This window comes from Prevotella sp. P3-122, from assembly GCF_002251365.1.
GTDB lineage: Bacteria > Bacteroidota > Bacteroidia > Bacteroidales > Bacteroidaceae > Prevotella.
In genome coordinates this window covers 80,774-105,268 of record NZ_NPJH01000002.1, presented here as the reverse complement: position 1 = coordinate 105,268, position 24,495 = coordinate 80,774, and the positions used below count along the sequence as shown (strand labels likewise).

Here is a 24,495-nt window from a genome sequence, read left to right as displayed (position 1 = left end):
AAAATCCATATAAAGGCGGGTAGGTTAACAGCATCCCCAAAGGCTCTCTGTTTCCTCTGTCATATAATGACAATGCAAAGATAACACTTTTTTCGTTAAACAATAAATAAAGAAAGAATAATTTTTGTTTGGTGTGACGAATTACTAATGTTGGATTAGTGTTTCGTCAGAATGGGTACCCGATTGCGAGGTGCAGACTCTGGCTGTCCTTGAAGTTCGGAAGGTTGTAGAACCCATGCTTATATGGCAGGTGCAGGCCTATTCCCCAGTCTACGCGTATGACGAAGTAGTCAAGGTCGTATCTCAGTCCTACGCCTGTGCCTACAGCCATCTGCTGGAACATGTTCTTAAACTTGAACTTGCTGTCGGGGCGATAGTCGTCCTCCTTTAGCGACCATACGTTTCCTGCATCGAGGAATATGGCACCATAGAGGTTGTCGAACAGCCTTGGACGGTATTCAAGGTTGAAGAGCAGTTTCAGGTCGCCTGTCTGGTCGAGATATGATGATGTAGCCTCGGTTGGCAGATATGCTCCCGGTCCTACAGACCTAATGGTGAATGCGCGTATGCTGTTGGCTCCTCCCACGTATAGCTGTTCGTTATATGGTGCCGTTGTGGAATTGCCGTAGCTCCATATGGCTCCTGCGCTGGCATGTGCTACAAACTGGTCGTGCTCATTCAGCTGCCATGTCTTACGCCATTCTGTTTCAATCTTTAGAAACTGCGCGTATGGGTTCTTGAACATCTTCTTGTCTTTTGTGCTCCATTTGTGTCCGAAAGCTGCGTAACCTGCCGACAGGATGTTGCCGGCCTCGCTAATGGTTGTCTGCCAGAAGATGGGGTTGCGGTAGCTCAGTGGACTGGTGTAGATATATGAATACCTCATCTTTGGAACAAACTGGTCTTTCATGGACACCTGCAGGTAGGCGCTGGTGTTGAGCACCGAGTCGAACTTTGCCGTGTGGCTCGACATATAGTCGTATTGCAGTATGAGTGGTGAGAACTGGTGCAACGACTGTTCTGACGTCTGGAAAGTGTAGGTAAGCTCACCCGATACCACATGTCTCTTGAAGTAGCTTGCACGGTTGATGACACTTGACGATGCCTTGACGAGAGTCGATGGAGTAACCTTGTAGCGTCGGCGTGGCAGGAAGGGTATGAGCAGGCGGGGGAACTCCACAGAGGCATCGATACCGTACTGATAGGAGTGTACGTTGTCTGCCGAGCCCGATGCTGCATGTCCTGTTTGCCAGTCGAAGGAACCATTGAGGTTGATGTCGAGTTTCTCGCCTCCCCTGAATGCGTTGCGCTTGGTGAAACCCACTACCATCTGCGGACCCATTCGTCCGTTGGTCTTACCCTTGAAGTTGGTCTCCACATAGAAGTCGTATGGCTTGTCGAAGACGCAGTTCAGCGTAAGGTCGAGGGTGTCGCATAGTGCTGACGTGTCGCGAGGGGTGAACTGGAAGTCTACCGACGAGAATACTCCCGTACCGGTAATCTTGTTGTTCGATTCCAGATGGTTGGCGTAACTGTATGGCTGTTTGGGACGCAGCTTCAGGTCGTTGAGTATTACCCTGGGACGTACAGGCACCCTCTTGCCGTTGTAGTATGCGGTGAAGCGGCGGCGGTTTATCGAGTCCTTGAGTTCTTCCATATAGCTTCGCTGGAGGTTTATGCGGATGTTGCCAATGTACCATTTGTGCATGGCCTTGTCTGGCAGGTCATCAGCAAGCTGCATGTCGAGAAGCACCTTTCCGGGGACGTTTACCGTGTCGGCCAGGTATGATACGTAGCTTGGCTGATAATAGTAGTATCCGTTGTTGCGGAACAGATTGCTGATGCGCGTGCGCTCAGCGTCGAGCGATGCTACGTCGAAGGCCACACCTTTCTTGAGCTTGCTCTCGTCTGAGTGTGCGTCTATCAATGTGTCGGCGTCGTATGGGAAGTTTGAGTACTTTACGCTATCTATGGTGAACAGGTGCCCGCAGTTTACGGTGTATGCTATCTTTGACTCCTTGCCGTTCTTGCTTACAATCTCGTCATAGCCAACGCTGCCGCGGAAGTAGCCGTGATTGCGCAGCTGTGACTGTGCTACAGATGCGCGCAGCTCGGGATTTACCCAGCTCATCAGCACTGGCTCGTTACCAAATGTCTTTGACAACCATTGTCCCAATACCGATTGAGAATCATGGAATGCGTTCCATATCCATAGACTGTAGGGGAATGGGGTGCGGTAGTAGCTGCTTCCGAGCAGGGCTCCATTTGGTGCACAGGCCAGTGCAGCCTCTATCTCCTCCTGTGTGGACAGGAAGTGGGAGTTGCGTTCGTAATCCTTGTACTCGATGGTTTTCAGGCCTGTGTACAGCCTGTCACCCTCGGGTATGTCGCTGGTTGTGGAGCATGCCGTTAGAAGTATGCAGCAGAAAATCAGCGATATGATAAGCGGTTGGTGGGGATGTCTCATTCTGTTTTAGCTTTAGTGGTGTCGGCGGGCTGTGTCAGTGGCGGTATGCTTGATGTCTCCTTTAGGCGGAATATGTCGCCGAAGGTACGCAGCTTGCGTCTCCAGATGAAACCTCCTCCATATTCGCCGATGTTGCCTTCGAGCCAGTCGTAGCTGTCGCGGTTGTAGAAGAGGTTAAGATATTGGGTGGAGTTTTCGTTTAGCCTGTATTCGAACTGCACGTTGTTGAAGAACGACTCGTTCTGGTTGGACATGTCGGAGCCTGTAGACAGCTTGCCTCCAACGATGATGCGCAGTCTGTTGTTCCAGAAACGTTTCGAGAACTTGAACGAGTAGTCAGTGCGTGTGTTGCCGCTGGCATCGGTGGTGTTGTCGAGTCCGAAGCTCAAGTCGAGCGTGCGCAGGGCATTGCCTGCTATGCCGTTAATCTGGTTCTGGAGGAATGCGCTGAGTGCGGAGTTCATGGAGAAACTGTTGGTGTTGCCGTCGGCAAGATACATTCCTGTTGTCAGCATGGTCACGGCCAGCTTGCCCCGCTCCTCTATGCTCATTGTGTTGAGCTGGTTGCTGATAGTCATGTCCTGTGGAGCGTAGATTACAAACTCCAGTCCCATGTCGTTAAGCGTCTTTGTTATTATCACACCACAGTTGAACTCTACTGAGCGCGTGCCGCCTCCGTCATCGGAAACGGCCGCCTTTGTGGTCTCAAGTGCCGTGATGTTTAGCCTTGGGTTCATGGGGTCGCCAGTGAACTCAACGTAGCTGCCATCCTGTATTACAAATGTCTTGAGCGGTATCACAGGCAGTGAGTATTTCATCTCTCCGTTGTTCAGCGTGTAGCGGCCACGTAGTGACAGTCCGTCAATGGCATCATACTGCATACGCAGGTCACCGCCACCAATGAGGTCGATGTAGTTTGACTTATTGGCGTTGAGGGCGCAGAGAATATGAGCGCTCTCATTGACACTCATTGTGAGGTCCATGTTGAATCCGGAAAGCGGTGGACGTGTTACAGACATCTCCACAGAGTCGGCAAAGTTGGTGAATTTCACAAGGTCGTCGAGCTGGTTGTCCGTGGTGATAGGGCTGTCGCGAAGGATGTATGTCATGTCGGTAGAACCGAGAACGTCGAGCTTTCCACGCAGTCTGAGGTTCTCTACCGGTCCCTGCATGCGCCCGTAGAAGTTGACGTATGCCTTTCCGAATGCCTCAGAGCGGCTGTTCTCCTTTGCGTCAATGATTAGGAAGTTGTCTGCTCTCATGCGTATGTCTGCATACATGTTGTCGAGGTTGGAGAAGTCAATATATCCCGACGTGGTAAGCGGTTTGTCGTTGTGCGAGTACATCTCGAAGTTCTCCAGCAGGAGTCTGCTGCCGCTTATGGTTACCGGGTCGTTGTCGAAGCGCATCTCCACGCCGTAAGGCAGGCTGAAGATGTAGGCAGAGTCGAGATACAGCTCGCCATTTACCTGCGGCTGTGACAAAGGGCCTTTAACGCTCAGATCTCCCTCGCAATAACCATTTAATCCGAAGAGCTGATCGGGGATGAAGCCGTTGACTAGCGAAAGTGGAGTGTGTGCAAGCGATAGTGTGGCATCGAGGAAGCCGTCGCCTTCGGAGGCGTATGTTCCGCTAAGTGTTCCTATCTCTTGTCCGTTGTGTATCATTATGCCGTCAACGGAATGACTGCCGTTGCTCAGAGGCATGTATGTGAATTCTGTTCCCACATCGCCCATTTTGCATCCCTCGTAAATCATGTTCGATACGGTCAGGGATGATGAGACTGTCAGCTCGTCGGGAGTCTGGATGGCGTGGAAGTCGCCATCGAGAATGCCCGTCATGTTTGGTGTGAAGGGAAGTATTGCGAATATGTCGTCAAGGTCAAGTTTGTTGACGCTGAGCGTTATGTCCTGCAGGGCATCGGCATTCTCGTCGTTGGTGTACACCTGTAGTCCCGTGCCGTCGGAAGCCCTGAGCTTCAGGTTTGCTGATACGCGCTTGTCCTCGCTCAGGAACAGGTAGTTGTCCTTGTTGACGGCGAACTTCTTGTAGCCCAGTACGGGGCCATCACCAATGAATGTCACCTTTACTCCGTTATCCTCCATGGCTGCCGACATGTCGGTAGCCAGTCCCAAACGGTCTTTCCAGTCGTATAACCTTGTCTTTATGGTTGTTCCCTTCTCGGTCAGTGTACCTTCGACAATGGCATTGAAGATGTAGTCGGGGTTGTCCTTGTTGTTGTGTACCTGCATGCGGTAGCTAACGTTGGAGCTGTCGGAGAATATGACTAAGCTTGCCGTGTCAACAAGAATGTCGCTTACCGTCATGGCATTGGCTCTCATGTAGCCGTTGAGTCCGCTGGTTGGCGATGACGTCATGTCCATAGCCAATGAGCCGCAGCCAATACTGTACCGCTTAAGCATTCGGGCAACAACATTCTCTGAGCCGGAGTTCAGCTTGATACTGGCCAAGGGCAGACGCTTGCGCAACATTGGCTGATCAATGTATCTCTCGTCCATCTGCCTGATTACCTCGTCGCTGACGTTGCCAATGGCGGAAAGCAGGTCTTCATAGCTGCCGCTGGCATCCATGTTGAGGTAGAAATCACCACAGCTGACTATGGCGTGTGTGGTATCGGGACGCAGTATGACATCCATGTCGATGTCTTCTGGACGATAGATGCCGTCGTTGTCCTGAAGTACGATGTCGCCAATGGAGCCTTGTATGGCGTGGGTGTCGTTGAGATTGGTGCTCATGTCAAGGTGTGTGCACATTGATACGTTGAGCGGGCTTTCCACAACACCAAGCTTGTATAGGTCAAGCTCGGAGAACTGGCAGGCCAGAGTAGCGCTGAGCTTGTTGCCGTTTGTCATGGCGTCGATGCCGATATTGCCGTTCAGCATCTTGTTGTCGCTGTTGATGGTTGCGTGTGCCAGTCCGTTGCTCATCTGTGCGTTGCCCCTGATGCCGTCGAGACTGTAGCCAGCGATGGAGAAGTGGGTGAGGTCGATATCTGCATCCAAGCTTGTCTTTGGTGACAGGAAGTCGAAGCCGCGGCCACTGATGTCGGCTTTGGCGGTGAGTGAGGACAGTCCCATACCAGTTACAAAGTGCTGGAGTGGGAGCCTGTTGGCAGAAATCTTTGCCATGTACCTGTCTGAGCTGAGGTCAATGGATGCCTTTCCGCTGATGTTGCCACCACCCTCACTCAGTTTGAAATTAGTGGAATACTTACTTCCGTCAGCGTTTACACGGGCTTTTAGTCCTATGCCCGATGGTATTCGTATCTTTGCCGCTACGTTCTTATCGAGCAAAGCTGTGACGAACCCCATGTTCTGTGTTGACGCCTCGATGTCTGCTTGTGCTGCAAGCTTGCTCATGTCGCTTATGTTGGCGGCAAAGCCTCTGGCCTTGGCATTGAAGGCAGTAGGAAGTTTTACAATAATCTCGTCAATGTTCATCCTCTCCATGTTGCCGCTTAGAATGGCGTCTATGGCAAGAGGCTGCTCGGGCCACCGGCGGATGAAGTCGGAAGGCATGTCTGCCAGGAACAGCATGAGGTCGGACTTGCCGAACGAACCTTGCATGGTGGCGTGCAGCTTGCCTGGGGCTATGCTGTCGAAGGTGTTGAGGTCCATGGCCAGCTTTGCCGTGAGTGAGGAATGCTCGGTCTTGACGCTGAGGTCTGGCAACTTCATTCTTGTGGAGTCAAGACTTATGTTTCCTGCAATCTCTTTAAGTGTCAGGCCACTTTTCTCGTTGAATGAGCAACCGTGGATGCTGGCCGAGAGCTTCGGATCGCAGTAGTAAATATCGCTAATGGATATCGCTATGTTGGTAAGTGTCAGATGACTGGGGTCAAAGCCCACTGTCTTTGGTGAATATGTGTTGTCGTAGCACAGCGTTCCGCCGTTCCATTCAGCTTTGCCTATCTGGTAAAGCGACTTATGAAGGTCGAAGTGCCCTTCCTTGACCAAGAGACGTTCTATGCCTGAGCTTACGACCATGCTGTCGCCAAATGTGCGGAACGTAATATCAGAATGGCTGACGGCAAGCTGTCCGACATCAATCTTCCAGAAATTCTCGCTCGTCGAGGTGTCCTCAACTACGCTGTCGGTCATTGCAATGTCTACTATGGCATCTTTTATCGAGATGTTGTCAAGTGCCACAGTCTCGGCTGCGAGGTTTATGCCGTGCGACTGTAGGGCAAGGTTGCCAATATTGCCTTTTATTATTGCCTGTGGTATGAAACCATCGGTGTTGACATGCATTTCCTCAAACGACAGCTCGTCAATAACAATGTTCTGGCTGAGTAGTGGAAGCAATTGTATATCGACAATGGTATTGCCGATGCTTGCAATAGTATCGCGGCGGTTGTTGGTGCTGTCGGGCTTTATTACTTTCACACCGACAACGCTAAGGTCGAGTGGAAAGGCAAGGCGCACGCGCTCAACGGAAATCTCCATGCCTGTTTTTTCAGACGCATATACAGCTACTTGTCTTACAGCCCAATTCTGGAACGGAGGGAAGTAAAACAATGAGAACAATATGACAAGCAGCAGCACCGGTATCAGTATGACTATACCTATGCGTCTGAAAATTTTCTTCATGAGCTATGCTGTTTTTGCGATACTCCGTCGGCAAGTGCCGTCCACAGGTTGTCTGTGGGAAGAGGCGAGTAGACGGAGATGGGTTCTTTTGATACGGGGTGTGTGAAAGCCACGTGATGTGCAAGAAGGCTTATCCCGCCATCTGGATTAGAGCGTTTCGCTCCGTATTTCAGGTCACCTTTTATCGGGCACCCCATGTGAGCCAGCTGGCTTCTTATCTGATGATGGCGTCCGGTGAGCAGCCGCACCTCCAGAAGACTGTAGTTGGCTGTGGAACTTAAAAGTCGGTAGTCGAGAAGGGCCTTCTTGGAGTTGGGAACCTCACGGTTGTAGACGTAGGTCTTGTTCTGCTTCTCGTTGCGAACGAGCCAGTTGGCAAGCCGCCCCTCAGTCTGCTCAGGTGCCTGCTGGGTTATTGCCCAATAGGTTTTGTGAACATCGCCATTGCGGAACATCTCGTTCAGACGGGTAAGGGCTTTTGACGTCTTTGCAAATACCACAAGCCCTGATACGGGACGGTCCAGACGGTGTACCACACCGAGGAACACGTTCCCTGGCTTGTTGTACTTTTCCTTAATATATTCCTTAACCGTCTCAGACAACGGCTTGTCGCCCGTCTTGTCTCCCTGGACAATTTCACCGCTTTCCTTGAAGACTATGATTATGTGGTTATCCTCGTAGACTACTGTCATAAATCCTCTTTTTTAGTTGACTAAGCCTCATCCCCTTGCTCTCTCTTGGAGATGGGGCAGGGGGTGAGGCTTCCTCAACTTTAAAACTACATGTTCATACCGCCATCGATCTGGATAACCTGTCCGGTAACGTAGCTGGACATGTCTGATGCAAGGAAGAGGCATACGTTAGCAATGTCCTCAACCTGACCTCCGCGACGGAGAGGTATCTTCTTCATCCAGTCCTTGCGGATATCCTCAGGCAGCTGGGCTGTCATGGCAGTCTCGATGAAACCTGGAGCAACGGCATTGGCGCGAACACCCTTTGGACCAAGCTCCTGGGCAATAGACTTTGCAAGACCTATCATACCAGCCTTGGAAGCTGAGTAGTTGCACTGTCCGGCATTGCCGTGAACACCTACAACGCTCGACATGTTGATGATGGAACCACCACGCTGACGGAGCATTATCGGAGCACACGCGTGGATGAAGTTGAATGCGCTCTTCAGGTTCACGTTCAGAACGGCATCCCACTGAGCCTCGCTCATACGGAGCATAAGGCCATCCTTGGTGATACCGGCATTGTTTACGAGAATGTCGATGGAGCCGAAGTCAGCATGTATCTGCTTTACTACAGCCTCTGTCTCGGCAAAATCTGCAGCGTTGCCGGCATAAGCCAGACACTTTACGCCCAAAGCCTCAATCTCCTGGCGTGTAGCCTCAAGACCTGCCTTCATGTCATCGTTGAGAACAAGGTCGGTGAAGGCGATGTTTGCGCCTTCTGAGGCATACTTCAATGCGATGGCCTTGCCAATTCCTCTTGCAGCACCAGTAATCAGTGCTGTCTTACCTGTTAATAATCCCATTTGAAATTGTTATTTAAATGTTAGTGAATTGTTATATATATAAATATGTGTATTGTCCGTCAAAGCTATTTTATCACACCCCGCTTGCCCAGCGCACCATATACAACCTTGGCAACAAGCGGCTTGCTTGACTCCTCGGTGAGCCCGTGGCCGAGACGACCGTAGATGAATGGAACCTCAAGCCCCTTGATACAGTAATGGGTGATGTCGGCAACGAGGTCCACATTGTCAAGGTCGAATTCTCCATCGGCTACTCCCTCGGCATACACCTTGCGGAAAAGCTCTATTTCGTCCTCGTCGAAATTCTTACGCACTTTCTCTACCGTCCATATATTACGGAAGAACTCGGCACGGAGATTGCCGTTGCGGACAACGGTCTCACGTATCATGCTCAGATGAGTGTATATCAGTTCGATAATCTTGTCCTGAGGACGTATCTTCTTAGCCGCAACCTCATCAAGCTTGTCGCTCAGGCGCTCAAGCTCTGACTCGATTACTGCGTTGTAGACATCTTCTTTTCGGTTGAAATATGTATATAGCGTCCTGCGTCCTTTGCCCGATGCTTGAGCTATATCGTTCATGGTCGTGTTTGCCACACCATTTTTGGCAAACAGCTGACGGGCTACGTCCACAAGCGTCTGGCGAGTTTTTGAGATTGACATGTCGGCCTCCTATCTTCTTTTTTATTGCACATCATACAAATATGTGCAAAAGTAGACTATTTCTTTGATATGTGCAAATAAAATCATGGAAAATCAGACTAATTATACCATTTTCACAAAAAAATCAATGATATATTTGCTCATGTCAAAATAATGATGTACCTTTGCACTCGCAATTCAGAAATGATGCATTTAACATCGCGGAGTGGAGCAGTTGGTAGCTCGCCAGGCTCATAACCTGGAGGTCGCATGTTCGAGTCCTGCCTCCGCAACTATTAAGTCGTATGCCATGTGCTACGACTTTTTTTTTCTTGCTACACATTATTTTCACTGATGAAGAGTGGGAGAGGGTGATGCAGGTCAATGTCAATGCGCCGACTTACCTTGTCCGTGACCTTTATAATATTATTCCTTCAGGGTCGCGTATAGTGTTCATCGGTTCGGAAATGGCTATCCATCCTCATGGCACATCATTGGCTTATGGAGTAACAAAGAGTGCTGTGCACGCTCTATCGCAAAATCTCGTAAAGTTCTTTGAAGGAACAGGTACAACGGTAAATACCGTTGCACCCGGCTTTGTCGAAACACCGTGGCAGGCAGGCAAACCGCAAGCCATCCGCGACAGTATATGTGGCAAGACAGCCATCCATCGGTTCGCAACAGTAGAAGAAGTGGCTGATGCCGTAAACTTCTGTATAAACAACCCGTTTGTCAATGGTGCTGTAATAGAGGTAAGTGGCGGATATAGCTATAGGTAGATATCGCTTGTTCGTAGGTCGTCAACTAAACTATCTTAAGGTGGGAATTTATAGAACCCACCTTAAGATACTGTGGAAAGTCAGTCGATATCCTTGAACTTTACTTTTTTCCCGTTAACGACAATGTTTCTGAATTTTACGTTGCTCACGGTACGTTCGGCGTCGTAATTGTGGAAGATACTCTCCTTCAGCTTCGACTCGTCTCCTGTGAATGTGATGTTACTGAACGATATGTTCCTGATGCAGCCTCCAGGACACCTGTTGTACTTACTTGAGAATACAGGCTGCAAATTGAACAACCGTGCAGTAATGACATCTTCGATGCGTATATTGTCGAAATGTATGTCTTCAACGATATTCTGGTCACCTGTGTTTATCTGGAATATGCCGTTGCCGTCTGCTGAAAGCACATCGCAGTCTTCGACCCTGACATTTTTCAGCACTTCTCCTACATCAGCCCTGTCGTCGCCATGTCCACCAAGATTGAACGGACGGGCAAGGTCGCTGAATATGGTGGCACGCCTTATCTGGTAGTTCTCGCTACCTCCCCAATACCACCAACGATGGTTATAGAGTGCAAAGGCATCGTCGTTGTTGCGAAGGAAGACATCCTCCACGGTGACATTGCGGCAGCACATCATGTCTATGCCGTCGCTCCATGGATGACGTGAGAAGCTACGTACATTGCGTATCACTATGCCATCAGACTGTCCTCCGAAGACTGTATAGTGGAGTGGGTTGATTACGGTAAGACCGTCTACAATAACATTTTTAGAGTAGGTTATCTCTACGCCGCGAAGTGGGTTGAGCAACACACCGCGACCAATGATGCGAACATTTTCTGCATGGTCAACAATAAGACGTGCTCTGACTATAGCACCGGGTGCAATATATACTGTAGAATTGCTTGGAATCTTTATCTCACCACTTGGCAGGTCCTTTGGCTTGTGTATGCCAGGTCCGAAATATATGAGTTTCGGATTTTGTACAAATACGTCATGATTGTTTATTGTTTCCCATAGTATGGAGTCCTTAGAGTCGGGACTTGGTTTTGCGGGAACATACAGTTCTGGACCATCAACAAAGACGTGAAGATTATGTTGCCGGTCGCCATTTATTTCTACAGAAAGGCTGTAGCCACGATTGTTGCAGACCTTTGGTATGTCGAACTGTAGTGTAGAATCGTTAATCATAGTATGCCTGATGTCCTTTGACAGCGGGCGTACTATGGCATGTTCAATTTTTTCTTTGTGATAAACTACCCGTACGGTTGCTTTATCATCAATGCCGAACTGGCACCATGAAGCGTCCTGTACCCTTCTGTTGGGGTTAACCTGACATTGGTAAGTCGGTGCTTTCTTATTGTTTACCCATACACTGAAATCGTGCATTTCCTTAAGACTTTCCCTGTCGTCAGGGTACGAGGGGATAGTCTGTGCCAATGCAGGAATTGATGCTGCAAGTAAGGCTATAGCCAATAGATGCTTGTTTATCCTCATAATATCAGAATTTGTTTTTTTGTTGATTGTGTATTTTATTATTAATACGCATGAGGATATTGATATGCAGAAAAGAATTTCAGTTAACGATATCGGTTATCTTTTTTGCAAGTGCATCGGCCTGTTCTATGGTAGCCGCTTCGCTATATACACGAATTATTGGTTCGGTATTGCTCTTGCGAAGGTGTACCCAAGAGTCGGGGAAGTCGATTTTTACTCCGTCTATATCGTTTACTGTAGCATTGCTGTCGTTGGCATATATGTCTTTGATGTTGTGTAGTATGGCATCAATATCGGTATCGGGTGTAAGGTCTATGCGGTTCTTTGCTATGGTATAGTTGGGGAATGTAGCACGTAGCTCGCTTACCTTACATTTCTTTTTTGCCAGACCGGTAAGGAAAAGTGCTATGCCGACAAGCGTTCACGTTCTTTCTGTTCTGCGTATGTTTCGTCATAATTACATGAGATTATTGTTACAACTCCGATGACGAGCATCATAAAATATGCAAGTTTCCTCATTGTCGTCAAGTGTTGTATGAAATTCTTTGTAAAGGTAATGTAAATGGACGGAATAACAAAATAAATAACTTTTTTTATTGACTTTGATAGACTTGTGCAGGTACAGCTTTTCAGGAAGAAGGTTCCCTCTACAATTAATAGCCACAGCCATACGGTTACTTGATTTTCATTCTTTACTCTTTGTTCTTTTCAACTTAGGGAACATCTTTCTGAATCTTGTCAGATGTCTTGTTATGTTACCTCCTGCGACCACTATGCTTACAGCGCTTATTATAAGAATGAAGCCTAATATGATACGTGGGGTTAGTGACTCATGGAACACGGTAACACCGAAGAATACGGCAGTAACTGGTTCCAAGGCTCCAAGAATGGCTGTTGGAGTAGAACCGATATATTGTATGGCACCTGTAGTGCAGAGCAGTGATATGGCGGTAGGCATAAGCGCCAAGGCGACAAGACAACACCACAGCCAAGGCTTATCTGCGGGTGGAGTCTGTATTCCTCCTGCTGCAAGGGTGCGGCAAACAAACATCAGCCATCCGAAGAGAATGACGTAGAAAGTCACCTTGAGCGTTGCCATGTCACGAAGGCGTGTCTGGTTGATTGATACTATATATATTGCATACGACAGTGATGAAGCGAAAACAAGCAATGTTCCCATAAGCGACAATGTCGCACCATTCTCATTCTTGTAAAGGAGTCCTATTCCTCCGACTGCCATGAGCAGACATACAACAGTCTGTATGGTAAGTTTCTCATGGAAGAACAATGCCATTATCAGCGCCACCATTATCGGGTAGACAAACAATATTGTTGAGGCTATTCCTGCATCCATATAGTTGTAGCTCTGGAAAAGTGTGAGCGACGACATGGCAAAGACTATTCCGAGAATAGCAAGAGGCAGTATGTCGGCGAAGGACACGGCAAATGACCGTCCACGCGACTTCAGCATAATGGCAAGAATAGGCAATGCAAAGAGATAGCGGAAGAAAAGCACAGAGTCAGGACTTATGCCTTCTGCATACAAGGGTAATGTAAAGAGGGGATTTGTGCCGTATGATGCTGCCGCTATCGCTCCGAGGGTGTAGCCTTTAATCTTTCTGCTCATTGTGGTATCCTCCCGTTAAGCAACAATGTGAAGTTTTCTTTATATGCAGCCACCATTCTTTCGTGTTCATGCTTGTTGTAGCATCTCTTGAAGATATCCGTCTGTGAAAAAGCCGGGTAGATGTCTTCGTAGTGGTTCAGCATAGCCTGTTTCACGTCTTTTGGATTATTGGGGTCGGCATGCTCTGCAAGCATTGTCCTGAGTGCGAAATTGCGGAAGAAAGTTGCTATTTCCTTTTCCATGATGAATTTGTAGTTATTAAAGATAAGAGTGAAGAGTCGGATGCCCGTGGCTCTTGTTGTCTTCTTTCGATCAAAAACAGAATGAGTCTTCATCCTTCACTTAATGCTGTTCTCTCGGTTTCCTTTTATGGCTTCTATGTTTCTTTGTAAACCTTTGTATTTGGCTCGTTTTGCCGCACACCCTTTGAAGAGTGTCTGATATTGCTCTTCTGTGATTGTTTCCCATTTCTCCCATGTCATGTCGAGCAGTTGCCTGCTGGGTTGAAGCTCTGGAGTGTTGTTGGGAGAAGCGTAGCGGTTGTGTGGGCATGCCTTCTGACATCTGTCGCATCCATAGAAACAATTTCCCATAGCACTTGCATCATGCGTGCTTATCTTGTCATTACGGTTTTCTATGGTGATATACGACAGGCATTTTGCTGAATCTAACATGGTTCCGTCACCGAGCGCATTTGTCGGGCATGCGTCAAGACACTTCCTGCATGCTCCGCATCGGTCTGCCATAGGCTGGTCATATATGTCAACTTCATCTGTGAGCAGCAGTTCGCCAAGAAAGAACATGCTTCCTGCATTGGGTATGATGAGTTGTCTGTTTTTTCCCTGCCATCCCAGTCCTGCCTGTCTTGCCCAATAGCGTTCAAGTATGGGAGCGGTATCTACCACCACACGGAAGGGCTGTTCTTCAGGTCTTGCCGCTTGGGGGTCTGTATGAAGTCCTAAATTGCCTGCAAGAGCATAAAGCTTCTGTTTCACGATGTCGTGATAGTCGAGCCCGTAGGCGTAGTATGCCATCTGTGGCTCGTCTTGTGGTATTGTGACCTTCGGGCAGTAGTTGAGAGCTACAGATACAATGGTCTTAGCCCCGTTCAGCAGCAGGCGGGGATCAAGTCTCACTTCTTTATGTTTTGCCATGTATTGCATGTCGGCATGCCCTTTGTGTTCGAGCCACTGTTCAAGGTTTCGTTCCTCAGTGGAGTCTACCTTCTGTGCTCTTGCCATTCCGCATGCAAAAAAGCCGAGACGTTGCGCCTCAGCCTTAATGACACTATTCGAAAGTCTTGAATTCATATCCTTGCTCCTTAAGCCATTTCAGAGCTTCTGGCAAAGCCTTATGCAGCTTGTCTATGCTCTTCAGCGAGTCATGGAAGGTAATGATGGAACCGTTCCGTGTATATCTCTTGACATTGTTCACCACATCATCAGCTGTGAGCCACTTAGAGTAGTCGCGGGTTACGACATCCCACATTACTATACGGTAGCTCCTCGACAGCCACCAGTATACGCTGTGCCTCATCCATCCGTGAGGCGGCCGGAACAGGCGTGCGTGGATGATGTCATTGGCCTGTTGCACGTTAAGGACGTAGGTAATGGTCCAGTGCTTAAACGCTCCAAGGTGATTGAAAGTGTGGTTGCCCACGACGTGTCCCTCGGCCACAATCCTGTTGTACAGGTCATGGTGTCTGAGCACGTTCTCGCCAACCATGAAGAAAGTGGCCTTTATTCCGAATTCCTTCAGCGTGTCAAGAATGAAAGGGGTCGACTCGGGGATAGGCCCGTCATCAAACGTCAGATAAACCGAACGCTTGTTCTTGTCCATTCTCCAAGTCGCCCTGGGGTATAGCCATCTCAACCATTTAGCAGGCTGTTCTATGAACATTATTGCTCGTAGTAATTGTTTCCGCCTTTGCCTACGTACATGTTATAGAGAGTGTTGAGAGTCTTGGCCTTCTCGTCGGCCTGTTTCTTGTCGATGAGACCATAGAGCTCGCTCGCCTGATTCATTATGGACAGGTGCATCATGCAGTCGCGCTGGCTCTGTGTGAAGCGGCTTTGGGCAAGTCCGAGGTACCACTGGGCATACTGTGCTGAATGGTTCCATACCTTGTTGAGTATCTCGTTGGCTCTCTTCTTCTGTCCGAGAAGGGCATAGGCTCTTGCGAAGTCCAGACCACCGCTGATGTAGTTGTACGGTACGTTGTAGTCGGGAATTTCCTTCTCCGCTTTCTGCAGCACTTTCAGTGCCTTGTCGTCCTTGTGCTCGGCGATAAGGTTGAGCGCGAGCTGGCCGAACAGTCTTCTGTGGGTATAGCACATGCGCATAACGGTCTCGTCGATGTACAGTCCCTTAGTGCTCAGACCGCCGTACTTATACCTGTTCATCAGGTTGTTGTAAGTCTTCTCCGAGTCGAAGTTCTTCGCTCCGGGAGCATTTGTGGTGAATGGCGATATACGGTTTGCGAGACCTTCCTGTATGAAGTTGTCGCCAAGGTTCATGTAGTTCTCTGCTCCCACGGTCAGGGCAACATATATAGGCCTTGTCCAGTTGCAGTTGGCAATCATCTCAAGCATCATCAGGTCGCCCTTGTAGAGAGCGTTCTTCTTGGCAAGTGAGATGACCATCTTGTCGGGAATGGAGTCGCATGCCATCATCATACCGCTCTTGCGTACCGCCTCCTTGTCGATGGTTACGTAGAGGGTATCGGTAGGAATGACATGCATGTCGGCATCGTTGGAGCGTACCCAGTACTTCATGATGTTCGAAAGCTCAAAAGGCTCTTTGCCGAACTGCTGTTCTGCCTGCTCGGGATTTGATTTGTAGAAGTCCAATATCTGGCTCTTCAGTCTTGGCTCTACCTGCACATATTCGTTGGTACCTGAGCAATAGTCAAGTCGGGGCCATGTGATAGGCACGGCCGGAGAGTCGTATGCCGGACGTTTCATCTGGTCTATGTACCAGTCAGTCTGCAAGTAGCTGAGGTTGCAGACACGTGCGTCGGTGCGTACACCCTCGGTATCTTGGTTGTACCAGAGTGGGAAGGTGTCGTTGTCGCCATTGGTGAAGATGATGGGGTTGCCCTTGTCCTGCAGCGTCATCAGATAGTTCTGGCCGAAGTCACGGCAAGTATATCTGCCAGAGCGGTCGTGGTCGTCCCATGTCTGGCTTGCCATCTGTATTGGTACGAGCAGACATGCGAGCGATACTACGGCCGTTGTCACGACGTTGTCTCGTTTCAGCCACTTCTTCAGCAAGTCGATAATAGCGGCCACACCCATACCGCACCAGATGGCGTAGGCATAGAATGATCCTGCGTATGCATAGTCACGCTCACGTGGCTGTACTGGAGTCTGGTTGAGGTAAACAACTATGGCCAGACCGGTCATGAAGAACAGGAAGAATACAACCCAGAACTGGCGTATGCCCCTGCGGCCACGGAATGACTGCCAGAAGAGTCCTATCAGACCAAGTATGAGTGGCAGGCAGTAGAAGACATTGTGTCCCTTGTTGTTCTTCAGGTCATCGGGCAGCTTGCTCTGGTCTCCGAGTCTTGCGTTGTCAATCAATGGTATTCCAGTAATCCAGTTGCCATGCTCCAGCTCGCCATGTCCCTGGATGTCGTTCTGTCTTCCTGCGAAGTTCCACATGAAGTAGCGCCAGTACATGAAGTTGCACTGGTATGAGAGGAAGAACCTGATGTTCTCTAACTGTGAGGGCATCTTCACCGTCATCGGCTCCCCACAGCGGTCGTATGGAACTTCCGTGCCGTCGACACCGCCCATCCACTGCTCGTAAGAAGCCGTATGGGCTTGGTCGTGCATTCTTGGGAACAGCATGTTCTGTGCGTAGATGTACTTGTTCTTGTGGCTAACAACGAAGTAGCGGTCTTTCTCGTCGGCCGACTTTTTCTCAACACGGGAGTATATCGGTGCTCCTTCCTCTACCCTTGGCTTGCACATATTGCCCTCAACATCAAGAGCAACCTGTGATGTGTATGCCTGACCGTAAAGCAAAGGACGGTCACCATACTGGTCACGGCTCAGGTAGCTGCCCAGTGTAAAGATGTCCTCTGGAGAGTTCTGGTCCATAGGAGGATTGGCATCAGAGCGAATCACTATTACGGCATAGCTTGAATAACCAATCATAAGCATCAGCATGCACAGCAGAACAGTGTTCTTCAGGCGGGAGCTGATAGTATAGATGGGCTTCTTCTCGACAATCTTCTTGTGGTTAAGTATAAACCACAGTACGGCAAGTACTATGACGCCAATGACGACGGCAGACCATCCGTAGCCATAGAATGGAACTCCAAGCATGGCAAATGCCAATAGGAAGGAGATGTTCTCACGTCGGATGTTCTTGGCTGTATAGCTCTCGTAGATGGCCCATATTACTGATGCCACAAGTAGGAATATATAGACAATCTCGCCGGTGTTGAATGGCATTCCGAGCACATTGACGAAGAACAGCTCGAACCATCCGCCAACAGTTATGATGCCGGGAACGACACCATACAGAACTGCTGCGACGACAACGAATGAGATGACAAGAGCTACCAGCGAGCCTTTGGTCTCAATATTGGGGAATTTCCTGTAGCAGTATACGAGCACGATGGCCGGTATACAGAGCAGGTTGAGCAGGTGGACACCGATACTCAGGCCTGTCATGTACATTATGAGCACAAGCCAGCGGTCGGCATGAGGCTCGTCAGCATGGTCTTCCCATTTCAGGATAAGCCAGAATACTACGGCTGTAAAGGCCGATGAATAAGCGTAAACCTCTCCCTCGACAGCCGAGAACCAGAAAGTATCGCTGAAAGTATAGATTAGCGCGCCCACCATACCGCTTGCCTCGATGGCAATGAGCTTTGAGAGCGTCAGGTCTGCCCAGTCCTTGAGAATGAGCTTCCTTGTCAGGTGAGTGATAGTCCAGAACAGGAACAAGATGGTTGTCGCACTTAGCAACGCGCTCATGGTGTTGACCATGCGGGCAACATCAGACGGGTCGCTGGCAAACTGCGAGAACAGGTTTGCTGTAAGCATGAAGAACGGTGCTCCGGGCGGGTGTCCGATTTCCAGTTTGTAGCCTGTCGTGATAAATTCCGGACAGTCCCAGAAGCTGGCTGTCGGTTCAATGGTGGAGCAATATACGAATGCGGATATCAGGAATGCCAACCATCCCAGTACATTGTCCACTAATCTGTACTGTTTCATTTCTTATCGTTGATAAATTATTATTTCAAAGATTTTGCAAAGATAGCATATTTAGCTTAGAATGAAGAAAACACGATAAAATATTTAGTTATTTTCAGACTTCGTGCAGTTTCTGCTCTCGCTTATTGCCAATGTCCTACAGTGTCATTTTCAGGAAGTGCTGCTCAAGTTTCTCCTTTGGCATGTCGGCGTGGGAATGGTAGTGAAGCGTATGGTTTACGCACGCCACATGCTTGGTGTATTGCAGTATCTCGGCGATGTCGTGACTGACTATCACCACAGCACATTCCTTGTTTGTGGCCTCAAGCATCTGGTACATCTGTTCCCGGAACCTGTTGTCAACGTAGGTGTCTGGCTCGTCGAGTATCACCACGTCCGGACGTGACACTATGGCCCTTGCCAGCAGAACCCTCTGCAGCTGTCCGCCGCTAAGCGAGCCTATGTGGCGCTGGGCGAAAGAGTCAAGCTCCATGCGGCTCAGTGTGTCCCTGACCTGTTGGTGCTGGCTGCTGGTGAACGGCAAGAGGAAGTGTTTCTGTGAGCTAAGCCCGGAGAGGACCACGTCGTAGACAGATATGGGGAAGTTGCGGTCTATGGACGAGTATTGTGGCAGATAGCCTATGTTGATATTCTCCACGGGCTGTCCGTCCTTGAAATAGCCTACGTGCCCTTTGTCTGCCTTCTTCAGTCCGAGCATGACCTTCACCAGTGTGGTCTTGCCTCCTCCGTTGGGGCCGATGATGCCAAGGTAGTCATCGTCGAAGATGGTCAATGACACATCAGAGAGCACCTGCTTGCCATCGTAGCTTGCCGATATGTTGTCGAGTTTTATGATTGGTTTCATTTCAGCAGCTTGGATATTCTTATCATTTCCTCGTCCAGATGGTAGCTGAGAGGATTTATTGCTACAGCTTCCACGTTGAGGCTATTCTTGATGATATCAATGTTCCTGTTGGAAAATTCCTCTTGCACAAACAGTATCTTGACGTTCTCTTCCTTTCCCTTGCTGATCACGTCTTTAAGCTGTGCGGCAGACGGCTCGCGGCCTTCCTCCTCAATGGGTATCTGCGTCAGCCCGTAGTCACGTGCGAAGTATGTAAGGGCAGGGTGATAGATAATGAAAGCCTTGGTCTTGTCGCGGGTAATGTTTGCCCGTACGGCGGTATCGGCCTTCCTGAGCCTTTCTGTAAGCGCCCGTAGGTTTTCCTTGAATAGTGCGCTGTCCTTCTGGTCTATTTCTATCAGCTTGTTGTAAATGTTGTTCGCCATGGCTATGGCATTTGAGGCGCTCATCCACACATGCGGGTCGGGAATGCCGTTGATGGACAATTCCCTTTTGATACCCTCGCTTGCGTCCACGATGATGGTGTGTGGCGCATTCTGCATTATCCTCTTGAGCCACGTGCGCTCAAAGCCCAGTTCTCCAACCTTGATGTAAAGGTCGCTGTGGGCAAGCTCCGTAAGCTGCTTGGCCGTAGGCTCGTAGGTCTCTGGGCTCCCTCCCTGTCTTACCAGAACTGCTACGCTGAACCTGTCGCCTGCAATCTGCTCAGTGAGGAAGCGCAGGGGCTCTATGCTTACGGTTATTGTCCGTTGACGCGTGCCTGCCTTGTCCTTGCAGGATGCCGCTATCAGGGACAGTGCCAATATAATAATGTATGTGAGTTTTCTCATGTCCGGAATATATTTGTCTTTACTCTGTCGTCATGCCAGCATGGTTTGTCCGCACATAAGGATATATGCGAGGATGGCATACCTGATGAACTTTCCCAGTGTTATGCTGATGACCGATATTATTATGTTTGCCCTCATAAGTCCAAGGCATATCGTGATGGCGCTGCCCAGTATTGGGACGAATGCGAAGAATCCCATCCATGCGCCATGACCGCCCATAAACTTTGTGGCCTTGTCAAGGCTTTCCTTGCTTACGTGCAGGTATTTCTCTATCCAGTCGAGCCTTCCCATACGGCCTACACCATAATTAAACAGTCCCCCGGCCACATTGCCAATGGTGGCATAAATGGTGAGCTGTACAGGGTCTAATCCTACGGCAACGAGCGCTGTCATTACGGCCTCGCTGCTGAAGGGGAAGAAGCTGCCGGCAAGGAAAGCTGCGGCAAGCATACCCCAATAGCCGAAATCTATCAGAATGTCGATAAGGGCACCCATATGTTTATTGCTGTGATGATTAACGTGGTTGCAAGTATGACAATGAAAGCTATATTGGTCACCTTCGTGGATGTCAGGGCGAGGAAGTGGCCTGTCAGTGGTGCCGCCGATACTATCAGAATACCCATAATCTTCTCACTATGCTGTGGTTGCAGCACTATGAATACCATGGTCACCACCACCATGGTGATGAACATCTCGTACAGCATCCTCGTGCGTATCTTGTCCTTGTAGCTGTTGCGTACGAAATGGATTATCCCTGTGAGAGACAGTACGGCAACAAAGGCCATGGCAAGACATTCATTGCCGTTTAGGCTGTCTATGCGTGCGATAGGGCCAAATACCGCAAGTTTGCTGAAGTGGTCGGCAAGAGGTTGCAGGTCTCCGTTTAGCAGGTGGAAAGCCAAGAGACACCAGTAGGGTAGAGCGAGGCCAAGCACTGATGCCCAGAAAGTACGTCCGCTGAAAGCAAGGATATTGGTGGCAAGGAGTATCCAAAGCAGTGGAACGTAATAGAGCATCTGTACCCATACAATACTTGCGAGACTTACAGACATGAAGGCATAGAACACCCATCCGGGAGCCCGCTTGTCCTGATAGGCATGGAACAGAGACAGATAGAAACCAATGATGCACAACTGTACTATTGCTCCCTCGGCAGACTCGGCCTGCTGTGGAAGCATTACGTTTAGTAAGAGAAACGAGCATGACACCATGCGGCTGTATATGCGTATGAGCGAGTTGCTGTTGTTCAGCTCAACCATCATCAGCGTAGATATGGCGAGGCAGGCAGTCTGTAGCCATAAGCCTTTCTCTATAACGCCTTCCAGCAGCATTATTCCCGCGGCATAAATCAGGCATACCGTTAGTGCCCATCTGCTCTCAGCTATCCTGTTTTGTAGTCTTTTCTGCATGTGTCCTACCAAAGTGTAAGTCCTTGTTTGTCATGTTGCCACACCCTCCTGCCACGAGCGAGCTGGGGCAGGAGGGCGTGAGTATGAAGTCTTCGGCGAGGCTGATGTTACAAGTCCTGTCCGATGTCCCGACGGAAGTATTTGTCGGTGAACTCTATCTTCTGTGCCTCTTCGAAACTTTTCCGCAGAGCCTCTTCCTTGTCTTTGCCGTATGAGCTTACTGCAATAACCCTTCCACCATTCGTGACAACGGTGCCATCCTTTAGCGCGGTACCGCTGTGGAAAACGATGCTGCCTTCCACTTTGTCAAGCCCACTTATGGCATAGCCCTTCTTGTAAGCCTCTGGATATCCGCCGCTGACAAGCATCACGCATACTGCTGCGCGCTCGTCAAATTCTATGGTACGGTCGGCAAGGTCGCCATTGGCAACACCCTCGAACAGGTCGACGATGTCGCTTTTCAGTCTCAGCATGACACTTTCTGTCTCCGGGTCGCCCATTCGGCAGTTGTATTCGATAACCATTGGCTCTCCGTCTACATTAATCAGTCCGAAGAATATGAATCCCTTGTAGTCGATACCTTCTTCTGCCAGTCCGTCGACGGTAGGGCGGATTATCCTGTCCTCAACCTTCCTCATCCATTCCGGCGTCGCAAATGGTACAGGCGTTACGCTGCCCATGCCGCCAGTGTTGAGTCCGGTATCGTGCTCACCTATTCTCTTGTAGTCTTTTGCCTCTGGCAGTATCTTGTAGTTCTTGCCATCGGTGAGGACGAATACCGAGCACTCGATGCCGCTAAGGAACTCCTCGATTACGACATTGGCAGAGGCGTTGCCGAACATTCCGCCGAGCATCTCCCTAAACTCCTTCTTGGCCTCGTCGAGGGTTGGTACAATTAGCACTCCCTTGCCTGCGCACAGTCCGTCGGCCTTGAGCACGTATGGTGCCTTGAGTGTCTCAAGAAACTTTAGTCCCTCCTCAATGTTCGTACCGTTGAATGTCTGATAGCGTGCTGTCGGAATGTTGTGTCGTGCCATGAATGCTTTGGCGAAGTCCTTGCTGCCCTCAAGCACGGCACCCTGTTTTGATGGGCCTATTACGGGTATTCCGTTAGTGCGCCCGTCGGTCTTGAAGGCATCGTAGATGCCGTTCACCAGTGGGTCTTCAGGTCCCACGACAACCATGTCGACTTTGTTTTCCAACGCAAAGTCCTTCAGCTTGTCGAAGTCGTTTACTCCAATGGCAACATTCTCTCCGCAGTTGCCTGTGCCAGCGTTACCAGGGGCAATGAAGAGCTTCTCCACTTTCTTGCTTTGTGCAATCTTCCATGCCAGGGCGTGCTCCCTGCCGCCACTTCCTAACAATAGTATTCTCATGATTTCTATGTTGTTGTGATGATTGATTACTGATGATTGATTACTGATTATTGATTTTAGCAAGTAGTTAAGAGGAGATAAAGAGGAGATAAAGGGAGATAAATGACGTATGTTTAAGCCAGGCTTTTACTATTGACTTCGTCGATTCTTTAGCTGCACTCGGCATAGCTCAAACAAGTTTGGCTCTGCTCTCGTTTGCAAAGGAATTGTCTTCGTCGATTCTTTAGCTGCACTCGGCATAGCTCAAACAAGTTTGGCTCTGCTCTCGTTTGCAAAAGAATTGTCTCTTATCATCCTTCTGTACTTGCTCACATCCCGAGCCAGGCTTTCAGCGTAGAGATTATCTCTTCTCTTTCGGGCTCGGCAAAGGAGTTTATTCTTGTCCTGTGGCTTCCGCCTTCAAGCATATATACCTTAATATTATGTTTGTTCTTCAGGAATTTCAGCCCTGCAACGCCCGATGCGCTCCAGGGGTCTATGCTTCCGTAGATGTATATCATCCTTGGGTCGTTCTCCTTAAGGAACTTCATAGTCCTGTTGTACAGGGTCTTGTCAAACCTCACGTTGGCAAACTCTGCCGGAAGCATTATCCTGTGCAGGTAGTCCTCCGTAGTCTTTATGGAGAAATATTTCCTGAAAGGTTTCATGTCATAGCCATAGTAGCCCAGTTCTCTTGCTGCCTGCACGTTAAAGGGAAGGAACGGCGACTGCTCGGCGAAGTAGTCTGGCTCGTTGATTTTCAGCAGGTGGTCGAAGAGGGTCTTGTCGTCTGCCGTTACTGACGGGATGTCGCTCAACGGCGTGCCCCATTGCCAGATGGCAAACGGATATTCCAAGACCATATAGTCGAAGATGTCCTCTACGGGTACGCGGAATGTGTAGCCACGCTTCTCGCAGTGGCTGCGGAGCATAGGCATGAGCGCATGCTTCCGCTTGCACAGCTCTGTCTGGAAGTCGGCAATCTGTTTTCTGTCAGCTTTCGTTCCCACAGTCTTCGACAGGAAAGGCTCGTGGCGTCCGTCCTCGGTGCTCTTGTTCAGGGGAGCGACGTATGGCACGGAGACATCCACGTCGTCAGGGAAGAAAGCCCTGTAGAACATCGTGGTCTGTCCGCCCTTGCTGATACCGGAGGCTATCCACTTGCCGCTGTAGGCCTGCCTGAATGTCATGTTGACGTTGTGCAGGTCGTAAAGTGAGTTCTCTACCGTGAGGTAGTCCCAGTTGCATGGCTGCGGCACCGACTCGGCAAAGTATCTGTACTCAACAGTAATGACATTGGCGTTGAGTATTTTTGACAGCTCCTCCTGATATCCCTTCCGGAGTGCGTAGTGGGCATAGTAGCCTTCCGTGACAAGGATGGTCGGACGGTCGAAGCCCACGTGGCATACTATGAGCCGCTGGTCGAAGGTCCCCACAGAGGCATCGTCATGGGCAACCTGCTGTTTTATGAACATCACGTATTTGTCCTGATAAGCCTCGCTCTCAAGAGGTTCCACCTTGCTGATACCGGGCAGGGCGGCAAGCCGGTCCATTACGGCCTTGTCGAATGCTATGGATTGCAATGGCAGCAGCAGGAATAGCAGAAGCCATGCTGTCTTACGTAAGCTGTTCGTCATATCTTTGTCTGATTATGGTCTTGCTGTGA

The 24,495-nt window shown here is 49.5% G+C and carries 18 protein-coding genes, 1 tRNA gene and 1 pseudogene; 2 read left to right on the top strand and 18 right to left on the bottom strand.

Annotated features, from left to right (window positions below; translation table 11 throughout):
- Positions 1-166 precede the first annotated feature (166 nt).
- The 5 genes from CIL02_RS00475 to CIL02_RS00455 form a co-directional block, all read right to left on the bottom strand.
- Positions 167-2,467: a BamA/TamA family outer membrane protein gene (locus CIL02_RS00475; protein WP_094398526.1), complete on the bottom strand. Its 2,301-nt coding sequence runs from the start codon at positions 2,465-2,467 to the stop codon at positions 167-169.
- Complete coding sequence (locus tag CIL02_RS00470; RefSeq protein WP_094398525.1) at positions 2,464-7,077, bottom strand: translocation/assembly module TamB domain-containing protein; 4,614 nt, start codon at positions 7,075-7,077, stop codon at positions 2,464-2,466. The genes CIL02_RS00475 and CIL02_RS00470 overlap by 4 nt, the downstream gene beginning before the upstream one ends.
- Positions 7,074-7,769 carry an RluA family pseudouridine synthase gene (locus tag CIL02_RS00465; RefSeq protein ID WP_094398524.1) on the bottom strand — a complete coding sequence of 232 codons (696 nt, stop codon included), beginning with the start codon at positions 7,767-7,769 and terminating at the stop codon, positions 7,074-7,076. Before CIL02_RS00465 ends, CIL02_RS00470 begins: the two co-directional genes overlap by 4 nt.
- 86 nt (positions 7,770-7,855) lie before the next feature.
- Positions 7,856-8,614 (bottom strand): 3-oxoacyl-[acyl-carrier-protein] reductase, encoded by a 759-nt coding sequence (gene fabG / locus CIL02_RS00460; protein WP_094398523.1) that lies wholly within the window; start codon positions 8,612-8,614, stop codon positions 7,856-7,858.
- Between the two features lie 65 nt (positions 8,615-8,679).
- On the bottom strand, positions 8,680-9,276 hold the full coding sequence (locus CIL02_RS00455; RefSeq protein WP_094398522.1) for a TetR/AcrR family transcriptional regulator: 597 nt from the start codon (positions 9,274-9,276) through the stop codon (positions 8,680-8,682).
- A 199-nt stretch (positions 9,277-9,475) separates the two neighbouring features.
- Here CIL02_RS00455 and CIL02_RS00450 point away from each other — a divergent pair.
- Positions 9,476-9,548: transfer RNA gene (locus CIL02_RS00450), tRNA-Met, on the top strand.
- A gap of 39 nt (positions 9,549-9,587) precedes the next feature.
- On the top strand, positions 9,588-10,034 hold the full coding sequence (locus CIL02_RS00445) for an SDR family NAD(P)-dependent oxidoreductase (RefSeq protein ID WP_240513473.1): 447 nt from the start codon (positions 9,588-9,590) through the stop codon (positions 10,032-10,034).
- A gap of 80 nt (positions 10,035-10,114) precedes the next feature.
- Here the strand turns inward: CIL02_RS00445 and CIL02_RS00440 are convergent, their stop codons facing one another.
- The 13 genes and pseudogenes from CIL02_RS00440 to CIL02_RS00385 all read right to left on the bottom strand — a co-directional run bounded on the left by CIL02_RS00440 (position 10,115) and on the right by CIL02_RS00385 (position 24,466).
- Entirely contained in the window at positions 10,115-11,533 is a 1,419-nt protein-coding gene (locus CIL02_RS00440; protein WP_094398520.1) for a glycosyl hydrolase family 28 protein, read from the bottom strand.
- 79 nt (positions 11,534-11,612) lie between these two features.
- Positions 11,613-11,951: pseudogene (locus tag CIL02_RS00435) on the bottom strand (phosphoglucosamine mutase); the annotation flags it as partial.
- Positions 11,952-12,218: 267 nt separating this feature from the next.
- Positions 12,219-13,160: a DMT family transporter gene (locus CIL02_RS00430; protein WP_094398519.1), complete on the bottom strand. Its 942-nt coding sequence runs from the start codon at positions 13,158-13,160 to the stop codon at positions 12,219-12,221.
- Positions 13,157-13,495, bottom strand: coding sequence for a hypothetical protein (locus CIL02_RS00425; RefSeq protein WP_240513472.1), 339 nt, complete (start codon positions 13,493-13,495; stop codon positions 13,157-13,159). Before CIL02_RS00425 ends, CIL02_RS00430 begins: the two co-directional genes overlap by 4 nt.
- Positions 13,496-13,498: 3 nt before the next feature.
- A complete protein-coding gene (queG, locus tag CIL02_RS00420) occupies positions 13,499-14,470 on the bottom strand; it encodes a tRNA epoxyqueuosine(34) reductase QueG (protein ID WP_094398518.1) in 972 nt (323 codons plus the stop codon).
- On the bottom strand, positions 14,448-15,059 hold the full coding sequence (locus CIL02_RS00415) for a polysaccharide deacetylase family protein (protein WP_094398517.1): 612 nt from the start codon (positions 15,057-15,059) through the stop codon (positions 14,448-14,450). The genes queG and CIL02_RS00415 overlap by 23 nt, the downstream gene beginning before the upstream one ends.
- Positions 15,059-18,391, bottom strand: a complete 3,333-nt coding sequence (locus CIL02_RS00410) for a protein O-mannosyl-transferase family (RefSeq protein WP_094398516.1) — start codon at positions 18,389-18,391, stop codon at positions 15,059-15,061. The genes CIL02_RS00415 and CIL02_RS00410 overlap by 1 nt, the downstream gene beginning before the upstream one ends.
- A gap of 136 nt (positions 18,392-18,527) precedes the next feature.
- A complete protein-coding gene (locus CIL02_RS00405) occupies positions 18,528-19,235 on the bottom strand; it encodes a metal ABC transporter ATP-binding protein (protein WP_094398515.1) in 708 nt (235 codons plus the stop codon).
- Positions 19,232-20,065, bottom strand: coding sequence for a metal ABC transporter solute-binding protein, Zn/Mn family (locus CIL02_RS16590; RefSeq protein ID WP_240513471.1), 834 nt, complete (start codon positions 20,063-20,065; stop codon positions 19,232-19,234). Before CIL02_RS16590 ends, CIL02_RS00405 begins: the two co-directional genes overlap by 4 nt.
- A gap of 30 nt (positions 20,066-20,095) precedes the next feature.
- A complete protein-coding gene (locus CIL02_RS16585) occupies positions 20,096-20,560 on the bottom strand; it encodes a YqaA family protein (RefSeq protein ID WP_240513469.1) in 465 nt (154 codons plus the stop codon).
- Complete coding sequence (locus CIL02_RS00395; protein WP_094398514.1) at positions 20,536-21,474, bottom strand: hypothetical protein; 939 nt, start codon at positions 21,472-21,474, stop codon at positions 20,536-20,538. Before CIL02_RS00395 ends, CIL02_RS16585 begins: the two co-directional genes overlap by 25 nt.
- A gap of 107 nt (positions 21,475-21,581) precedes the next feature.
- Positions 21,582-22,850, bottom strand: coding sequence for a phosphoribosylamine--glycine ligase (gene purD / locus CIL02_RS00390; RefSeq protein ID WP_094398513.1), 1,269 nt, complete (start codon positions 22,848-22,850; stop codon positions 21,582-21,584).
- 308 nt (positions 22,851-23,158) lie between these two features.
- A complete protein-coding gene (locus tag CIL02_RS00385; RefSeq protein WP_094398512.1) occupies positions 23,159-24,466 on the bottom strand; it encodes a S28 family serine protease in 1,308 nt (435 codons plus the stop codon).
- Between the last annotated feature and the right edge of the window lie 29 nt (positions 24,467-24,495).

Coding starts and splice junctions, on each gene's coding strand:
- CIL02_RS16585 (WP_240513469.1), bottom strand. CDS start 20,560: ATGGGTGCCCTTATCGACATTCTGATAGATTTCGGCTATTGGGGTATG.
- fabG (WP_094398523.1), bottom strand. CDS start 8,614: ATGGGATTATTAACAGGTAAGACAGCACTGATTACTGGTGCTGCAAGA.
- CIL02_RS00395 (WP_094398514.1), bottom strand. CDS start 21,474: ATGCAGAAAAGACTACAAAACAGGATAGCTGAGAGCAGATGGGCACTA.
- CIL02_RS00415 (WP_094398517.1), bottom strand. CDS start 15,059: ATGTTCATAGAACAGCCTGCTAAATGGTTGAGATGGCTATACCCCAGG.
- CIL02_RS00410 (WP_094398516.1), bottom strand. CDS start 18,391: ATGAAACAGTACAGATTAGTGGACAATGTACTGGGATGGTTGGCATTC.
- CIL02_RS00470 (WP_094398525.1), bottom strand. CDS start 7,077: ATGAAGAAAATTTTCAGACGCATAGGTATAGTCATACTGATACCGGTG.
- purD (WP_094398513.1), bottom strand. CDS start 22,850: ATGAGAATACTATTGTTAGGAAGTGGCGGCAGGGAGCACGCCCTGGCA.
- queG (WP_094398518.1), bottom strand. CDS start 14,470: ATGAATTCAAGACTTTCGAATAGTGTCATTAAGGCTGAGGCGCAACGT.
- CIL02_RS00425 (WP_240513472.1), bottom strand. CDS start 13,495: ATGAAGACTCATTCTGTTTTTGATCGAAAGAAGACAACAAGAGCCACG.
- CIL02_RS00430 (WP_094398519.1), bottom strand. CDS start 13,160: ATGAGCAGAAAGATTAAAGGCTACACCCTCGGAGCGATAGCGGCAGCA.
- CIL02_RS16590 (WP_240513471.1), bottom strand. CDS start 20,065: ATGAGAAAACTCACATACATTATTATATTGGCACTGTCCCTGATAGCG.
- CIL02_RS00440 (WP_094398520.1), bottom strand. CDS start 11,533: ATGAGGATAAACAAGCATCTATTGGCTATAGCCTTACTTGCAGCATCA.
- CIL02_RS00455 (WP_094398522.1), bottom strand. CDS start 9,276: ATGTCAATCTCAAAAACTCGCCAGACGCTTGTGGACGTAGCCCGTCAG.
- CIL02_RS00475 (WP_094398526.1), bottom strand. CDS start 2,467: ATGAGACATCCCCACCAACCGCTTATCATATCGCTGATTTTCTGCTGC.
- CIL02_RS00405 (WP_094398515.1), bottom strand. CDS start 19,235: ATGAAACCAATCATAAAACTCGACAACATATCGGCAAGCTACGATGGC.
- CIL02_RS00385 (WP_094398512.1), bottom strand. CDS start 24,466: ATGACGAACAGCTTACGTAAGACAGCATGGCTTCTGCTATTCCTGCTG.
- CIL02_RS00465 (WP_094398524.1), bottom strand. CDS start 7,769: ATGACAGTAGTCTACGAGGATAACCACATAATCATAGTCTTCAAGGAA.